This window comes from Streptomyces sp. NPDC050617, assembly GCF_040654795.1.
Lineage (GTDB): Bacteria > Actinomycetota > Actinomycetes > Streptomycetales > Streptomycetaceae > Streptomyces.
In genome coordinates, this window is sequence record NZ_JBFAIS010000004.1 from 329,511 (window position 1) to 345,883 (window position 16,373).

Annotated in this window: 15 protein-coding genes; 4 read left to right on the forward strand and 11 right to left on the reverse strand. The window is 74.0% G+C overall.

What is annotated here, in order from left to right; all coding sequences use genetic code 11:
• Window positions 1-58: 58 nt before the first annotated feature.
• The 6 genes from AB0I49_RS08290 to AB0I49_RS08315 form a co-directional block, all read right to left on the reverse strand.
• Entirely contained in the window at window positions 59-1,759 is a 1,701-nt protein-coding gene (locus AB0I49_RS08290; RefSeq protein WP_363226019.1) for an NAD(P)/FAD-dependent oxidoreductase, read from the reverse strand.
• 53 nt (window positions 1,760-1,812) lie between these two features.
• Window positions 1,813-2,613 (reverse strand): carbon-nitrogen hydrolase family protein, encoded by an 801-nt coding sequence (locus AB0I49_RS08295; RefSeq protein ID WP_363226020.1) that lies wholly within the window; start codon window positions 2,611-2,613, stop codon window positions 1,813-1,815.
• A 196-nt stretch (window positions 2,614-2,809) separates the two neighbouring features.
• A complete protein-coding gene (locus AB0I49_RS08300; protein WP_363226021.1) occupies window positions 2,810-3,259 on the reverse strand; it encodes an Lrp/AsnC family transcriptional regulator in 450 nt (149 codons plus the stop codon).
• Between the two features lie 20 nt (window positions 3,260-3,279).
• Window positions 3,280-4,788 carry an amino acid permease gene (locus AB0I49_RS08305; RefSeq protein ID WP_363226022.1) on the reverse strand — a complete coding sequence of 503 codons (1,509 nt, stop codon included), beginning with the start codon at window positions 4,786-4,788 and terminating at the stop codon, window positions 3,280-3,282.
• A 244-nt stretch (window positions 4,789-5,032) separates the two neighbouring features.
• Window positions 5,033-5,737 (reverse strand): class I SAM-dependent methyltransferase, encoded by a 705-nt coding sequence (locus AB0I49_RS08310; RefSeq protein ID WP_363226023.1) that lies wholly within the window; start codon window positions 5,735-5,737, stop codon window positions 5,033-5,035.
• A 143-nt stretch (window positions 5,738-5,880) separates the two neighbouring features.
• On the reverse strand, window positions 5,881-7,347 hold the full coding sequence (locus AB0I49_RS08315) for a GuaB1 family IMP dehydrogenase-related protein (protein ID WP_363226024.1): 1,467 nt from the start codon (window positions 7,345-7,347) through the stop codon (window positions 5,881-5,883).
• A gap of 211 nt (window positions 7,348-7,558) precedes the next feature.
• On the opposite strand from AB0I49_RS08315, the gene AB0I49_RS08320 reads away from it, so the two are divergent.
• From AB0I49_RS08320 to AB0I49_RS08330, 3 genes are read left to right on the forward strand one after another with little or no spacing between them, the layout of a single operon-like run.
• Window positions 7,559-8,221, forward strand: coding sequence for a DUF6230 family protein (locus AB0I49_RS08320; protein ID WP_363226025.1), 663 nt, complete (start codon window positions 7,559-7,561; stop codon window positions 8,219-8,221).
• Window positions 8,212-8,850, forward strand: coding sequence for a DUF6114 domain-containing protein (locus tag AB0I49_RS08325; protein ID WP_363226026.1), 639 nt, complete (start codon window positions 8,212-8,214; stop codon window positions 8,848-8,850). Before AB0I49_RS08320 ends, AB0I49_RS08325 begins: the two co-directional genes overlap by 10 nt.
• Window positions 8,847-9,545: a hypothetical protein gene (locus AB0I49_RS08330; protein WP_363226027.1), complete on the forward strand. Its 699-nt coding sequence runs from the start codon at window positions 8,847-8,849 to the stop codon at window positions 9,543-9,545. Before AB0I49_RS08325 ends, AB0I49_RS08330 begins: the two co-directional genes overlap by 4 nt.
• A gap of 130 nt (window positions 9,546-9,675) precedes the next feature.
• Here the strand turns inward: AB0I49_RS08330 and AB0I49_RS08335 are convergent, their stop codons facing one another.
• Window positions 9,676-10,644 (reverse strand): GDSL-type esterase/lipase family protein, encoded by a 969-nt coding sequence (locus AB0I49_RS08335; protein ID WP_363226028.1) that lies wholly within the window; start codon window positions 10,642-10,644, stop codon window positions 9,676-9,678.
• Window positions 10,645-10,973: 329 nt separating this feature from the next.
• Between AB0I49_RS08335 and AB0I49_RS08340 the strand changes: the two genes are divergently transcribed.
• A complete protein-coding gene (locus tag AB0I49_RS08340) occupies window positions 10,974-12,380 on the forward strand; it encodes a helix-turn-helix transcriptional regulator (RefSeq protein WP_363226030.1) in 1,407 nt (468 codons plus the stop codon).
• Window positions 12,381-12,535: 155 nt separating this feature from the next.
• On the opposite strand, the gene AB0I49_RS08345 is transcribed toward AB0I49_RS08340, so the two are convergent.
• The 4 genes from AB0I49_RS08345 to AB0I49_RS08360 form a co-directional block, all read right to left on the reverse strand.
• Window positions 12,536-13,525 (reverse strand): sugar-binding domain-containing protein, encoded by a 990-nt coding sequence (locus AB0I49_RS08345; protein WP_363226076.1) that lies wholly within the window; start codon window positions 13,523-13,525, stop codon window positions 12,536-12,538.
• Window positions 13,526-13,702: 177 nt separating this feature from the next.
• Window positions 13,703-14,413: a ribulose-phosphate 3-epimerase gene (gene rpe / locus AB0I49_RS08350; RefSeq protein ID WP_363226031.1), complete on the reverse strand. Its 711-nt coding sequence runs from the start codon at window positions 14,411-14,413 to the stop codon at window positions 13,703-13,705.
• Window positions 14,414-14,525: 112 nt separating this feature from the next.
• Window positions 14,526-15,236 (reverse strand): hypothetical protein, encoded by a 711-nt coding sequence (locus AB0I49_RS08355; RefSeq protein WP_363226032.1) that lies wholly within the window; start codon window positions 15,234-15,236, stop codon window positions 14,526-14,528.
• Window positions 15,237-15,247: 11 nt separating this feature from the next.
• Window positions 15,248-16,342 carry a MerR family transcriptional regulator gene (locus AB0I49_RS08360; RefSeq protein ID WP_363226033.1) on the reverse strand — a complete coding sequence of 365 codons (1,095 nt, stop codon included), beginning with the start codon at window positions 16,340-16,342 and terminating at the stop codon, window positions 15,248-15,250.
• Between the last annotated feature and the right edge of the window lie 31 nt (window positions 16,343-16,373).

The window sequence follows — 16,373 nt, forward strand, 5'->3', positions numbered from 1 at the left end:
CGCCGCCGCGTCCCCTGAACGCGGCGGCGGCCCGCGGCTCGGTGCGAGGGGCCGTCCCTCAGTCCTCGGGGAGCTCCACGGGCGCGATCTCCTCGAAGCGGTCGCCCGGACCGGGGTTGGCCGGGTCCGTCGCGCCGCCGAAGTGGTGCATCACGCCCCACACGGCGTTCAGCGCGGTCTGCACGGCGCCCTCCGCCCAGCCGGCGGTCCAGGAGATGTCGTCCCCCGCGAGGAAGAGGCCGCGCTTGTCCTCGGCGAGGCCGTCCTGCATGAAGTGGGTGAACAGCCGCCGCTGGTAGCGGTAGTGGCCGGGGAGGTTGGCCTTGAACGCGCCCATGAAGTAGGGCTCGTTCTCCCAGGAGACGGTGACCGGGTTGCCGATGATGTGCTTGCGGATGTCGACCTTGGGATAGATCTCGCCGAGCGACTTCAGCATCACCTCCATCCGCTCGTTCGCGGACAGCGGCAGCCACTTGAGGCTGTCGTCGCACCAGGTGTACGAGAGGCAGATGGCGGCGGACCGGTCCGGGCCGTCGTCCAGCAGATACGTACCGCGCGTCATCCGGTCGGTGAGCGTCATGCTCATCACGTCCCGGCCCGTCTCCTCGTCGGTGTCCCGCCAGAACGGCCGGTCGACGGGGACGAAGAGCTTGGACGACTCCATGTAGTGGGTGCGCTCCACCGCCGTCCAGTGGTCGATGGGCAGCAGCGCCTCATCACAAGCGATCTTGGAGAGCAGCATCCAGGACTGCGCGGTGAAGACCGCCGCCCGGTACGTGCGGATGTCGCCGGAGGCGTCGGTGACGGTGACGCGGTTGCCGGCCGTACGGTCCATCCGGGTCACGGCCGGGCGCGGGTCGCCGCCGTGCAGCGAGGCCAGCGAGGTGCCGGGCGCCCAGTGCACGGTCTTGGCGGGCTCGCGCTCCCACAGCCGCAGCGGGAGCTGCTGGCTGCCGCCGACGATCCCCCGGTGGTCGTCGTCGGCGCCGGTGTAGACGACGCGCAGGATCTCCAGGATCGAGTTGGGGAAGTCCGTGTCCCAGCCGCCGGTGCCGAAGCCGACCTGGCCGAAGATCTCGCGGTGCCGGAAAGATTTGAAGGCCGGGGAGTCGCAGAGGAAGCCGTAGAAGGTCTGGTTGTCGAGCCGCTCGACGAGCTGTGCCCAGATCGCGCGGATGCGCGGGATGTCGCGCTCGCGGATGGCGTGCTGCATGTCGGAGAAGTCGGCGCCGTCCTCCAGGCAGGCGTTCCAGGCGTGCATCACCTGGTGGTAGACCTCGGGCAGGTCCTCGACGGTCTCGGCGTAGTGCGTCTCGCCCTTGAGGTCGACGACGGTGGAGGGGGTGTCGGGGGCCAGCGGGTTGGGGAACGGCTCGGTCCGCAGCCCGACCAGGTCGATGTAGTGCTGGAGCGCGGTGGAGCACGGCGGGAAGCGCATCGCGCCCATCTCGGCCGTCAGCGACTCGTCGCAGCCCTCGAAGCGCTCGGTGCGCAGCCGGCCGCCGATCCGGTCCGCCTCGTAGACGACGGGCCGCAGCCCCATCTTCATCAGCTCGTACGCGGTGACGATGCCGGAGAGGCCGCCGCCGATGACCGCGACCTCCGTGCCGTGCTCGGTCGCGGGTATCTGGCCGAGGCCCGCCGGGTGGGCGAGGTAGTCGTCGTAGGCATAGGGGAAGTCCGGGCCGAACATGGTGATGGGCGGCAGGGCGGGCTCGGCCTGCTCGTCGTGGACGGCGGTGGGCACCGTGGACGTCATCGGCTGGACTCTCCTACTGGCAAAGGGGGGTGAGGGATTTCAAGAAAGGGTGCTCACACGAGCGAGGTGTACAGCCGGGGCCGCCGGTCGGCGAGGTAGCTGTTCTCGGCGCGGGACGCCTTCAGGAGGTCGGTGTCGACGTCGGCGAGGATCAGGTCCTCGCCCGCGCCGGCCCGCGCCCGTACGGTCCCGTCGGGCGCGGCGACGCAGCTCATCCCGGCGAAGTCGAACTCCCCCTCCGTGCCGCAGCGGTTGGCGTAGGCGAGGTAGAGCTGGCTCTCCCAGGCGCGGGCCGGGATGAGCGTCTGCGGGACGATCTCGTACGGGCGCATCAGCGCGGTCGGCGCGAGCAGCAGTTCGGCGCCGGCCAGCGCGTGGGCCCGTACGGTCTCCGGGAACTCGACGTCGTAGCAGATCAGCAGCCCGAGGCGGACGCCGTCGAGGTCGGCCTGGACGAGGGGGTCGTCGCCGGGGGTGAAGCAGGCCGTCTCGAACGGGCCGAAGAGGTGGGTCTTGCGGTAGTTCGCCAGCGGCTCGCCGGCGGGGCCGATGAGCCGGACGGAGTTGTACAGGGCGGCCCCGGCCCGCTCCGGATAGCCGTAGCCGATGGCGAGGCCGTGCTCCGCGGCGATGCGGGCGACCGCCTCGGCGCCCGGCCCGGAGGCGGTCTCGGCGCGGCGCCGGACGTCCTCGCCGATCGCGTACCCGGTGAGGTACAGCTCGCTGGCGAGCAGCAGCCGGGCCCCCGATTCCGCCGCCCGGCGGGCGGCGGCGGCGAGCGCGGCGACGCTGTCCGCGGTGGTCTCGGGGACACCGCCGGGACCTTGGTACAGCGCGATGCGCAGCGACGGCATGGGGCACCTCTTCACCGGGTTCGGGGGGGCGGCGGACCGGCGCCGAAGAGGCGATCGCCGGGATGTACCGACGCTACGTTTTCCGCTCAGCGCCGGACAAGCGGCCTCTGTTGCGCGTTCCCGGACGATTCGTTGCGTGTTGTACGGACCGGGCGGCGATTCATTGCGCCGCGCCTCGCGCGCGTGGCGGAACGGCTCAGGAGGGCGCGCCGGAGGTGAACCGGCGCAGCAGCGGGGAGAGCACGAGGACGGACTTGGTGCGCTCGACGAACGGCTCCCCCGCGATGCGCTCCAGCACCCGTTCGAAGTGGCGCATGTCGGAGGCGAAGACCTGGACGATGGCGTCGGCCTCGCCGGTGACGGTGGAGGCGGACGCCACTTCCGGGTAGCGGGCGAGGCCGCGGTGGATCGATTCGGGCGAGGTGTTGCGGCGGCAGTACAGCTCGATGAACCCCTCGGTCTCCCAGCCGAGGGCCGCCGGGTCCACCCGGACGGTGAAGCCCGTGATGGCGCCCTCGGCGCGCAGCCGGTCCACGCGCCGCTTGACGGCGGGCGCGGAGAGGCCGACCTCGGCGCCGATGTCGGCGTAGGAGCGGCGGGCGTCCTGGGCGAGGGCGTGGACGATGCGCTGGTCGAGCTCGTTCATCTGGCGCACGTGCGGACGGGTCACTTTTCTACGGGTGCCTGCGGGTCTTCCGGGGCGGGCCGGGCGTCGCGGGCCAGCCGCGAGCGGTTCATGCCGTACCCGAAGTAGATCACGAGGCCGACCGCCATCCATGCCGCGAAAACGACCCATGTGATGGGGGACAGACTACCCATCATGTAGACGCACAGGACGAAACCGACGGCCGGGAAGAGCGGGGCGAGCGGCACCCGGAAGGTGCGGTGCATCTCGGGGCGGGTCCGGCGCAGCACGATGACGGCCACGTTGACCAGCGCGAACGCGAAGAGCGTGCCGATGCTGGTGGCGTCGGCGAGCTGGCCGAGCGGGATCGCGGCGGCCAGGACGCCGCAGAAGAGGGAGACGAGGACGGTGTTGGCGCGGGGGACGCCGGTGCGCGCGTGGACCCTGCCGAAGACCTTGGGCACGAGGCCGTCGCGGGCCATCGCGAAGAGGATGCGGGTCTGACCGTAGAGCACGGTCAGCACGACGCTGGCGATGGCGATGACCGCGCCTGCCGCGAGCAGCACGGCCCAGAAGCTCTGCCCGGTGACGTCCTCCATGATCCCGGCGAGGGCGGCCTCGGAGCCCTTGAACGAGCGCCAGGGCATGGCCCCCACGGCGACGGCCGCGACCAGCACGTACAGCGCGGTGACGATCAGCAGGGACAGCATGATCGCGCGCGGCAGGTCGCGCTTGGCGTCCTTGGCCTCCTCGCCGGCGGTGGAGGCGGCGTCGAAGCCGATGTAGGAGAAGAAGAGGGTGGCTCCGGCGGCGCTGACGCCGCCGAGGCCGAGCGGCAGGAACGGCGTGTAGTTGCCGGCCCGGATGCCGGTGAAGGCGACGGCGCAGAAGAGCAGCAGCGCCACGATCTTCACGCCGACCATGATGGCGTTGGCGCGGGCGCTCTCGCGGGCGCCGCCGAGCAGGAAGGCCATGCAGAGCGCCACCACGAGGAGCGCGGGCAGGTTGAAGACGCCGCCGTCGCCGGGCGGGCTCGCGAGCGCCGCGGGGATGGTGACGCCGAGGGTCCCGTCGAGGAGTTCGTTGAGGTACTGGCCCCAGCCGACGGCGACGGCCGCGACGGAGACCCCGTACTCCAGGATCAGGCACCAGCCGCAGACCCAGGCGACGAGTTCGCCGAGGGTGGCGTAGGTGTACGAGTAGGAGGAGCCGGAGACGGGGATGGTGCCCGCCAGCTCGGCGTAGGAGAGGGCGGAGAAGAGCGCGGTCACCCCGGCGAGGACGAAGGAGATCATCACGGCGGGTCCGGCCTTGGGCACCGCCTCGCCGAGCACGACGAAGATGCCGGTGCCCAGCGTCGCCCCGATGCTGATCATCGTCAGCTGCCACATGCCCAGGGAGCGCCGCAGCGAGCCGCCCTCGCCCTGCCCGCTCTCGGCGACCAGCAGCTCGACGGGCTTGCGCCGCATGATGCGACCGACGGGGCCGGCGGGCGTCCGCGGGGGCCGCCCGGGATCCGCGGCCGGGGGCGCTGCGCCGTGCTCCAACACTGGGGTGGCTCCTTCATCGCTGCCGGTCGGGCGGCGACCGGCGGCGGACCCGGGCGGCAGGCGCGCGGAAGGCGCGCACAACCCGTAGCCGAGGGACCGCCGAGCAGGCGGTCCCCGCCACTCCACGTACAGCGCACGACCCTACGAGCCGGGTGCGTACGCCCGTAATGCATCATTCTTGCGCACCGGCGCACGATCGTTGCGCAGGGGGCGGCCGAATGGGGAAACGTTGCTCCTCATGTCATCAATCAGTACATTGCGGTACCGCCCGCAGCCAGATCCGGTCGTCGGTGAGATAGGCGTCGACCCGCAGCCCGGCCTCAGCGAGGGCCTCTTCGACGGCCGCCTCGTCCAGCTCGTGGGAGGTGTGCGTCTGGCTCCAGCGGCGCCCCTCGAACTCGTACTCCATGCGTACGGACGTCACGCCCGGCCCGAGCGGCTCGGCGGCGGCCACCGTGATCCGCAGCGGGCCGCGCCGGTGCTCGCGGGGCACGTTCGCGGGGTCGTTCCAGCCCGCGCCCTCGCGCTGGATCAGCACGCAGCCGTCGTCCCGCACATGGCGGCGGCAGGTGCGCAGCAGCTCGGCGCGGACCTCGGGCCCGGCGGTGTTGACGAGGTAGGAGGCGAGCAGCACCGCGTCGAAGCGCTCGCCGAGGTCGAGCCCCTCGATCGTGGAGCGCACGGTGCGCGCGCCGCGGATCCGCGCCAGCATCTCGGGCGACTCGTCGACCGCGACCACCTCGAAGCCGAGCTCCAGCAGGGCGTGCGTCACCCGGCCCGCGCCCGCGCCCAGTTCGAGTACGGCCCCGGCCCCGGCCGGTAGCGCCCCGGCGATGACGTGCTGCTCGCCATCGGGCGCCATCCGGGCGTACATCTCGACGGCGCAGCCGTCCGGGGTGATCGTTCCTGGTCCCGCTCCCGCGCTTCCCGCGCGCATCTCTTCGCTCATGCGGACCAGCACAGCACGGGGCCCGGAGGCCGGAAAGGGATTCGGGCGGGGGCGAATCACCGGTGCGGAACACGGCCTGTACGGCTACGGGCCCGGCCGCCGCGAGGTCGCGGCGGCCGGGCCCGTGGCGGGGTCCGCCGAAGTCAGCTCCAGCTGGCGTGCAGGGGCTTGCCCTCGGCGTAGCCCGCAGCGCTCTGGACGCCGACGACGGCCCGCTCCTGGAACTCGGCCAGGGAGTCCGCGCCGGCGTACGTGCAGGAGCTGCGCACGCCCGCGATGATCGAGTCGATCAGGTCCTCGACGCCGGGCCGGGCCGGGTCCAGGAACATCCGCGAGGTGGAGATGCCCTCCTCGAAGAGGCCCTTGCGGGCCCGGTCGTACGCGGACTCCTCGCTGGTGCGGTTGCGCACGGCGCGCGCGGAGGCCATGCCGAAGCTCTCCTTGTACAGCCGGCCGTCGGCGGTCTGCTGGAGGTCGCCCGGCGACTCGTACGTACCGGCGAACCAGGAACCGATCATGACGTTCGAGGCGCCGGCGGCCAGCGCCATGGCGACGTCGCGCGGGTGCCGCACGCCGCCATCCGCCCAGACGTGCTTGCCGTACTTGCGCGCCTCGGCGGCGCACTCCAGCACGGCGGAGAACTGCGGGCGGCCCACGCCCGTCATCATCCGGGTGGTGCACATGGCGCCGGGGCCCACGCCCACCTTGATGATGTCCGCGCCGGCCTCGATGAGGTCGCGCACGCCCTCGGCGGCGACGATGTTGCCCGCGACGATCGGGACCTGCGGGTCGAGCGCCCGCACCGCCTTGATCGCGCTGATCATCGAGTCCTGGTGGCCGTGCGCGGTGTCCACCACGATGGTGTCCGCACCGGCCGCGAGCAGCGCCTTCGCCTTGCCCGCCACGTCGCCGTTGATGCCGACGGCGGCGGCGACGCGCAGCTTCCCGTCCGCGTCGAGGGCCGGGGTGTAGAGCGTCGCGCGCAGCGCGCCCTTGCGGGTGAGGATGCCCGCGAGCCGGCCGTCCGCGTCGACGGCGGGGGCGAGCTTGCGGTGCCCGGCGTCGAGCCGGTTGAACGCCTCGCGCGGATCTATGTCCGCGTCGAGGAGCAGCAGCTCCCGGGACATGACCTCGGAGACCTGGGTGAAGCGGTCCACGCCGGTCAGGTCGGTCTCGGTGACCACGCCGACCGGCTTGTGGTCGCCGTCCACGACGACGCCCGCGCCGTGCGCCCGCTTCGAGAGCAGGGCCAGCGCGTCGGCGACGGTCTGGGCGGGCGACAGCACGATCGGGGTGTCCAGCACGTGGTGGCGCGTCTTGACCCAGCCGATGACCTCGGTGACGACGTCGATCGGGATGTCCTGCGGAATCACCACGAGCCCGCCGCGGCGGGCGACCGTCTCGGCCATCCGGCGGCCCGCGATGGCGGTCATATTGGCGACCACGAGCGGAATGGTCGTTCCAGTCCCGTCCGGCGCGGAGAGGTCCACGCCCTGCCGGGAACCGACCGCGGAATGGCGCGGCACCATGAACACGTCGTCGTACGTCAGGTCGTACGGCACGGAAGAACTGCTCTCCACGGCGCCGGTCCGCGGGTTGAGGAATCGCATGCCACCAGGGTACTTGCCCCCTTCCCCCGCAATACGATCGTCCGATTGCGCGCTGCGCCGGTTGTAGGAACACCCGACGATCCGGCGGCCCCTCCGGTGTTTATGGGCCCGATCGGCTGGAGAAAGCGCAGAAACTCCCCGCCCACGTGTCCTACGGCGCCGCGAGGCGGTTATGGCCACTGCCATGGCCATAACGACGGTGGAGGAATTCATGACCTCTCAAGAGCCCGGCGGCCCGGCCGGGGACGGAGCGGTACCCGGGGGGAGAACAGCGGGCGGCGGGGCGCGGCGGGCCCGTACGGACTGGCGGCGGCTGGCGCTGGCCGGGCCGCTGGCGCTGGCGCTGGCGGCGGGCAGCGTCTGGGCGACGACCGCCTCGGCGGTCCCCGTCACCTTCGCCGTGTCAGGCAGCACCTTCCAGGTCGCCGCCGACCACCTGGCCGGCAAGGACGCCGTGCAGTTCGCCTCCGTCGCCTCGGACGCCGCCGGCAAGCAGCGCCCCGTGGCGGTGGCGGGCATCGGCAGCGCCCGCATCTCCCACCTGTGCCAGTCGTCGGTCGCGCACACCCCGTTCGGCAGCGTGACGCTGACCATCCGGTCGGGCGAGGACCACCCCGTCGAGGCCGAGAACCTGGTCATCGACCTCAAGCGGCTCGACGGCGACCTGCGGTTCGGCCGGGTGCAGATGGGCCGGGACGCCGGAACGCTGGACGCCGTCCAAGGGGTGCACGGCGCGCGCGGCTCCTACGGGCAGCAGGCCAGCACCCTGGACATCGACCGGATGCGGCTGCGCGCCTGGTCGCTCACCGCGGGCACCTTCGGCCTCAAGGGCGCCAGCATGGCCATCAGCCCAGGTGATCACTCGTGTCTGTGAGCCCCTCCGCCCGCGCCCGCCCGCGCGGGCTGCGCGGTCTGCGCGAACGCCCGCTCACCGCCGCCGCGCTGATGGCGGCGGCCGGTGTCGAACTGGCCTACTTCCCGCTGCGCCGCCCCGAACTGCTCGGCCTCCAGGGGGTCGGCGGCACCTCCGCCGTCCTCATCGCCTGCGCCCTCGTCGGCTGCGCCGTGCTCCTGCTGCTGCGGCCCCGGCGCGCGCCGGTCTGCGGCGTGGCGGCCATCGTGCTGGGGCTGGTGTCGTGCCCGATGGCCAACCTCGGGGGCTTCCTCGTCGGCATGGTGCTGGCCGTGCTGGGCGGGGCGTTCGCGACGGCCTGGCGGTCCGCGCCCGACCCCGCGCCCGTACCGGCACAGGCGTCCGCACCGGCGCCGACGCCCGGACCCGCGTCTGCGTCTGCGTCCGCGGCTGCGTCTGCGTCTGCGTCTGCGCCGGTACGGTCGCACGCCGCCCTGCCCGACAGCGCGTCCGCGTCCGTGCCCACGCCCGCGGTGGTACGCCCGCCCGCGCCCGGCACCGGACGCGCGCACGACCCCGCATCCGCCACCGCGCCCACGGTGGTACGCCCGTCCACGTCCGCGCCCGACAAGCCCGCGACGGCGCGGTGACCGGCACGGCGACGCGCTGGACGGCCCTCGCGGTCCTGGTCCAGACCTCACTGGCGACGGCCTCCCCCGCATGGCCGGCCGCTCCCCCGCCGAGCGCCCGCGCCCCCGCCGCGCCGTCCCCCGCCGCCTCGCCGGAGCCACGCGCCGCCCCCGCCCCAACTCCGGACCCGGCCCCCGCGCCGGACGGCGAGCGCTGCCGGCGCGCCGCGCTCCCCCGCACGGCGCCTCCGGAAGAGGCCCCCGCGTCGGCCCGCGAGGCCGCGTCCGCGCTGGCCGGCTGTCTGACCGGGGGCCGCCGCCCGGCCGTGCCCGCACTCGGCGGGCCGGTCGTCTCGCTCACCGCCCGGACCATGACGGTGACGGGCCTGCTGTGCCCGCTCCTGCCCCTCGCCCGCGGCGTGTGCCGGGCCGAGTCCGTCGTCCTCGACGACCCCGTGGTGTCCTACGGCGGCGACCGCGAACTGTGCACGTCGGCACGGCGGTTGACGGTCCGCGGCACGGTGCGGCTGCGCGCCGAATGGCTCACCGGCCGCGTCTTCGGCCTGCTCCCCGTGGGCTTCTCCACCCGCGTCCTGCCGCCGGTGCCCGTGCCGTACGTGCGGCTGACCGACGTCCGCGCCCTCGGCGTCGCGCTGAGCGCCGACGACGTCCGCGGCGACCACGTGACCATGGGCACCGGCGGCGAGTGCGGCTGACGGCCGGCATCGGCCGAGGCTGACGCCGGGACAAGGCCCCGGGCGGGGACCGACTGGCGCAAAGCCTCGGGAACTCAGGGCCTCAGGGGCACAGGCCCTCAGGAGCTCAGGGGCTCAGGGACGCAAAGCCTCAGGGGCTCAGCGGCAGCGGGAAGTCCGTCAGGCGCACGACCGCCCGGCCGGGGCGGCCCGGCGCGCACTGCAGGCCGGGGATGATGACCGCCGCCGCGGCGGCGGTACGGAGCGGGACCTCGCGCCCGTACGGCCAGGACGCCCCCGCGCCCACCGGCCCGTCGGCCGACCGCCGGGGCTCGGGCATGGCCCGGTGCTCCTGCGGCCGGGTCCGGCCGGGCTCGGCCGCGGGGCGCGCGGCGGCCTGGATGGCGGGGACCAGGCGCCGCAGGTGCAGCGCGTAGCCCTGCGCTGAGGGGTGCAGGCCGTCGGCGCACAGCAGGTCCCGGCCGGGTTCGGCGCCGAGGTCGAGATGGTGGTCGAACAGCGAGACCGACTGGGCCCCGCAGCGCAGCGCGGCATGCGTCTGGGCGCGGGCCAGGCGGCGGCTGCGGCGGGCCGTGAGCGAGCGGGCCCAGCGCCGTACGGCGGGCTGCTGGCGCACGTACGGGCAGGTCGCGATCGTCACGGACCAGCCCGCGTCGGTGAGCCGCCGCAGCTCGGCCTCCAGGTGGCGCGCGGCGGTCCGGGTCCGTACGGGCGCCAGGACGTCGCTGGTGCCGATGGCGACGACGGCGACGCCGGGGTGGGCGAGCATCATCCGGTCGACCTGGCGGCTCAAGGAGCCGCTGAGCGCCCCGAAGCGGGCCAGCACCCGGAGTTCGACGCGGCGGGCGGCGGCCTTCGACAACGCGGTGGCCAGGACCGATCCGACGGTCTCGGGGCGGCGTTCGACGCCGATGGACAGCGCCGCCGAGTCCCCGAGCAGGACGAGCCGCAGCGGTTCGCCCGGCCCGTCGCCGTACGTGCCGGAGCAGGCCACCTCGGACTGCCGGCCGGGCTCCTCGCCGCGCGCGAGCACCGCCGCCGCCCAGAGCCTCGACAGCGCCTTCTTGACGCGGCGCCGGCGGGCGGGCCGGGCGGTCATGTGATCTCCAAGAACGTTTGTGGATTCATCATCGGTCCGAATTCATGATGAGAAGCGGCAAGGGTCGGCATGGATCAAGAACTACCCGCAATCGTCAATCCATGAGGCCGAACCACACACCGTCATGTGTTGAAAGTGTTGAAAGCCCGGCGCGACGGAATATGGCTCCGCGCACGGTCCAATGCGCCCTTTCACGCCCCGTCGCAGCTGTGAGATGAATGAGGAGAGCTGACCCGCCGCAGCGGCCGGACCACGCGTCGCGCACCGCCTCCGGCCCCGCCGCCCGGCAGTCGGCCCGTAATGATGATTTGCGGTTTACCGGAGGCATGATGGCCGAACGACGGTGCCCCAATGAGCGATTGCGCGCGCTGCTGCGCGAGGCGGGATGGACCCATGAGGCATTCGCCCGAGCGGTCAATTCGGTCGGCTCGGAGATCGGACTGAGCCTCGCGTACGACCGCAGCTCCGTATCGCACTGGCTGGCGGGCACCCGGCCGAACGCCCCCGTGCCGCAGTTGATCGTCGAGGCGCTCACGCGCAGGACGGGGCGGGCGATGACGGTGAGCGCCGCGGGGTTCGAGGAGACGCCTCCCCAGCCTCCCCCGTCACCCCGGCACCCCAAGGAACCGCCGACGGCCGCCCGGCGGGCCGGGGCCGCCGAGACCGTCAACGCCCTTGCCGTGCTGAGCCGGCAGGACACGGACCCCGTGACGCGGGCGCCGCTGCTGCTGCGCCCGTTCCGGGCGGCGGTGTCGCACGTGCCGGTCTGGGCGGAGCCGGAGGAGGCCCCGGCGGAGCCGCTGTCGGCCGAGCGCATGCGCGTAGGGCCGTGCGAGGTCACGGTGTTGCGCGGCGCGGTGCGGTTCTTCGCCTCCTCGATGGAGGCGCACGGGGGCGCGCACGCCCGGGTGGCGCTGGCCGCCTGCATCGCGGACACGGCCGTGCCCTGGCTGCGCGCCCCGGGTCCGCGGGACGTGCGCGACACGCTGCGCACCGAGACCGCCCGGCTCGCGTTCGTACTGGCCCGGATGCACTCCGACATGTCGGGACACGGCCTGGCGCAGCGGTATCTGCGCCTCGCCATGGAGCTCGCCAACCAGACCCGCGACCGCGTCACTTGGGCCGTGGCGCTGCGCGCGATAGGCGCTCAGTCCCTGGCCCTGGGGCACCACCGGACCGCGCTGCACTGCGTGGAGGCGGCGGTCGAGGCGCTGCCCGCGCACGCGCCGCACGCGGTACGGGCGTTCGCCCTGGCCCAGCTGGCGCTGACCCACGCGGCCACCGGCGACAAGCACGCGGCGCTGGCCGCGCTCACGGCCGCCGAACGCGCCGGGGAGCGCTCCTGGGACCGCTCCGGCGACCGGCCGCCGGAGGACGGCCCCTTCGCGCACTACCCGCCCGCGGCGCTGGCGTTCCAGACCGCCGAGACGCTGCACCGCCTGGGGCAGCTCACGGCGGCGTCCCGCGCGCTGGAGCAGTCGCTGCGCCACCGCGCCCCGGCGGACCGCCGGGGCCGCGCGCTGACCCTGGCCCGGCAGGCGGAAGTCCTGCTGGAGATGGGCCAGTTGGAGGAGGCGTGCGCGAACTGGCGGGAGTTCCTGCGGGCCGGAGGCGGGCTGCGCTCCCACACGGTGGGCAGCGCGGTCCAGTCGATGCGCGCCGGTCTCACGCCCTACCGCGGCCACCCGGCCCTCCACGGCCTGCAGCCGGGAGCCCCGCACGCCGCCGCCCGGTGACGGGGGCGGCGGCGTGCGACGGGGGTGGTTCCGGGGGCGTACGAGCGAGAGGCGCGGGCGGTGCGCCCCGGTCCGTACGCCCGTAGCGGCGCGCCGCTGAGCAGGGGCCGCGGGCGGACCCGCGGCCCTGCCCCGGCCCGTGCCCCCCGTGCGCGTTACGCGCCGTCCGGGTCCGCCCGGTCCAGTGCGGGGCGCGGGCCGGGCCCGGTCTCCAGGAGCAGGTAGTCGGCGGCGGCGGTGTCCGTGACCAGGCTGGTGACGAGCCCGGAGCGGAGCACGGCCCCGATCGCGGCAGCCTTGCGCGACCCGCCGGCGATGGCGACGACCTCCGGTATGCGCCGCAGCCGGTCGGCCTCGACGGTGATGCAGCGCTCCCCGAGGTCCCGGCCGACGCGGCGCCCGTCCGCGTCGAAGAGGTGCGCGGACATCTCGGCGGCGACGCCGAAGGAGGCGTAGCGCGCCCGCTCCTCGGCGGAGAGCATGTCGTACACGGTGGAGATGCCGGGCTCCCAGGAGCCGATGGAGACGGCGGCGACCGTGACCTTGTCGAAGTACTCGAAGGCGCGGGCGATGCCGGTCTGGTTGCGCAGCGCGGCGGCGGTGGCCGAGTCGGGCAGCAGCATCGGCGCGTAGATGGGGTGGGCCTCGCCGCCGGAGACCTGGGCGGCCCGCCGTACGGCCTCGACGGAGCCGCGCTCGGCGGTGCCCGCGTCGTACACGCCGGTGAGCTGGACGACGGTGCACGGCGGCAGCCGGTGCAGGGCCGCGGCCATGTGGATGGTGGAGCGGCCCCAGGCGAGGCCGAGCACATCGCCCTCGGCGACGAGCTCGCCCAGCAGGTCGGCCGCCACCTCGCCGAGGTTCTCCGGGTCGGGCGCGTCGTCGCTGGCGTCGGCCGGGGACTCCACGACCACGGCGTGGCGCAGGCCGTACCGGGCCCGGAGCGCATCGGAACGCTCCGCGTCGAGCTCCGCGGGCACCCTGATCTCGATCCGCACGAGGTCGTGTTCGAGCGCGGTCTCCAGGACGCGCGCGACCTTGAAGCGGCTGACGCCGAACTCCTCGGCGATCTGGATCTTGGACTTGCCCTCCAGGTAGAAGCGGCGGGCCATGGCCGCCGCCTGAACGAGCTCGGCGGGTCCCATCCGCGTGGCTGAACGGCCCGTCGACACCGCGGTCTCCTTACTTAGTTCAAGACTTGGTTCAAGGTACGGATTGAAGCGATGAGTTCAAGTTCTGTGCGTGCGCGTGGGTCCGCGGCGCGGACACCACCGTCATCCTGTCAGATGCCGCGGGCGCCGCTCAGGCCCTGACCTTCGAGTTCACTTCCCCGTGGCCGAGTGGTCGCACGACCAGCCCGCCTCTCCGGTGTTCTCTTCGGCCATCGAACGCAGGGAGCGTACGGCCTCCGCCGGGTCCTCCGCGCCGTAGACGGCCGAACCCGCGACGAAGACGTCGGCGCCGGCCTCGGCACACCGCTCGATGGTGGTCGCCGACACCCCGCCGTCCACCTGGAGCCACAGCTCCAGCCCGTGCTTGGCGATCAGCTGCCGGGTGCGGCGGATCTTGGGCAGCATGATGTCGAGGAACGCCTGGCCGCCGAAGCCGGGCTCGACCGTCATGATCAGCAGCATGTCCAGCTCGGGCAGCAGGTCCTCGTACGGCTCGATGGGCGTGGCGGGCTTGAGCGCCATGGACGCCCGCGCCCCCTTGGCCCGGATCTCGCGCGCGAGCCGTACGGGCGCGGCGGCGGCCTCCGCGTGGAAGGTGACGGACCCGGCCCCGGCCTCGACGTACGCGGGCGCCCAGCGGTCCGGCTCCTCGATCATCAGATGACAGTCCAGCGGGATGTCCGAGGCCCTGCTCAGCGACTCGACGACCGGCACGCCGAGCGTGAGGTTCGGAACGAAGTGGTTGTCCATGACGTCCACGTGGAGCCAGTCGGCGCCGCCGGGGCCTCCTACGCGGCTCGCCTCGTCGGCGAGCCGGGAGAAGTCCGCGGACAGGATGCTGGGGTTGATCTGCACGGCCATGCCCCAAGCCTGCCATGCCCGCGCCGCGGCCCCGACTCGGGAGGCAGGCATTCCGCGACCGAGCCGCACATAACGCCCCGGATTCGGAACCCTTCCGCCTGACGTGCACACATCACAAGGCGTCCGGATCCGCCCGCGCCCGGAGGGAAGCGATGATCTCGCCGAGCGACGCCTGCTCCGCGGCGGGCAGCCGCCGCCCCGCGTGGAGCAGGCCGAGCGCCGTCAGCAGCCGGACCCGGTCGCCGTCCGTGCCGAGGTCGCCCACGAAGGCGGGCAGCACCAGGGCCAGCGAGACGAGATCCGCGCGGGCGCACAGCCCGGTGACCAGTTCCCGAAGCCGCCCGTCATACTCGTCGGCACGCCCGTCCACTCCGCCCGTGCCCCGCAGCCCTTCGGCGACCGCGTAACGGCCCCAGTCGCCGTACGGCCCCGGCGGCGCGTCCGCCAGCGCCCCGGCGGCCCGCCGGAAGTGCTCGCGGGCGCTGACGCGGTCGCCGAGCTCCTGGTGCGCCCGCGCCATGTTCAGATGCAGCGACGGGAAGAAGCCGCGCACCCGCTCGTCGCCGACCAGCTCGGCCCGGCGCAGGCACTCCGCGTTCCAGTTGAGGGTCGCTCGCGCGGTGGGCTGGTGCCGCGCGACGTAGTGGGCGGCCACGCATGCCTCGTAGTCGTCGGCGGCCGTCTCCCAGGCGCGTACGAACAGCCGGCGGGCGTCGGCGTCGGCGCCGGCGCCGCGGGTCTCGGCCTCCATGCCCTGGACGCAGAGCCGTACGACGGGATTGCCGGGGTCCATCATGATCTTCGCCTCCTCGGTACCGCTCATAAGCCGTCGTGTCAGACGCCGTCGTGCACCGGCATGACCAGCATGGTGAAACTGCCCTGGTCCGCGGAGCGGACGACGACCGGTTCGGCGGCGGAGGCGATCTCCAGCAGGACGTCGGGGCCGACGCTCGCCTCCAGGGCCGGCAGCAGCACGGCGGGGTCGAAGACGAGGTCCTGCGGCGGCCCCGTGCACACGGCGCGCAAGGCCGTCGGCGGCGAGTCGCCCCGGCTCAGGGCGAGTTCCCGCTCCTCGGCGCGGACGCGCACCACGCTCCCGCCCTCGCCCTCGCCGTGCCGCCCGTCGAGGGCCGCCCGCAGCGCGCCCCGGTCGGTGATCACGCGGGTCCGTACGGGCGCGAGGGCGTCGAGCATCACGCGGTACGAGGGGAACGCGCCGTCGGCCCCCGGCAGGGCGCGCTCCGGCCCGTCGTCGGCGCGCAGCACGGCCCGCCCTCCCTCGACCTCGATACGGACGTCCGTACCGCGCAGCGCCCAGCCGCCGACGTCCGCCAGCAGATCGGCGTCGACCAGCGCCCGGCCGGGCCCGCCCGCCATCGAGCGCCCCGGCAGAACGCGGACGGCGAGGCGGTAGCGGTCGGTGGCCACCAGCCGCACCTCCTGGCCGTCGAGTTCGATCAGTACGTTGCCGAGGACCGGGAACTCCTCGCGGGCCGCGCCGCGCGCCACGGCCGGCGCGACCTGCCGCAGCGCGCCGGCGAGTTCAGGCCCGCCGACGACGGCCGCCGCGCGCCCGCCGCCGCCCGGCAGCGTGCGCAGGATCTCCTCGACGGCCGCACGCGTCGCCTCGGCCAGATCCCGCGTCCGGAGCAGATGCCCGTGCAGCACCCGGCGGGCCTCCTCGGGCTCCCCGTCGAGCACCGCCGCCGCCTCGGCCAACGGCAGCCCCGCGGCCCGCAGCCTGCGCAACGCGACGGCCCGCGGCCGCTGGGCGCGGGCGTAGTAGCGGTACCCGGTGGCCTCGTCCACCCTGGCGGGCCGCAGCACATCGCAGTCGTCGTAGAACCGCAGCGCACTGGGGGCCAGCCCCACGCAGCGGGCGAAGGCGCCGATGCTCAGCAGCGGCGCGTCGTCATCCTCGTCGTTCATGGAAGCGATCGTGGACGTTCAACCGGCTCGA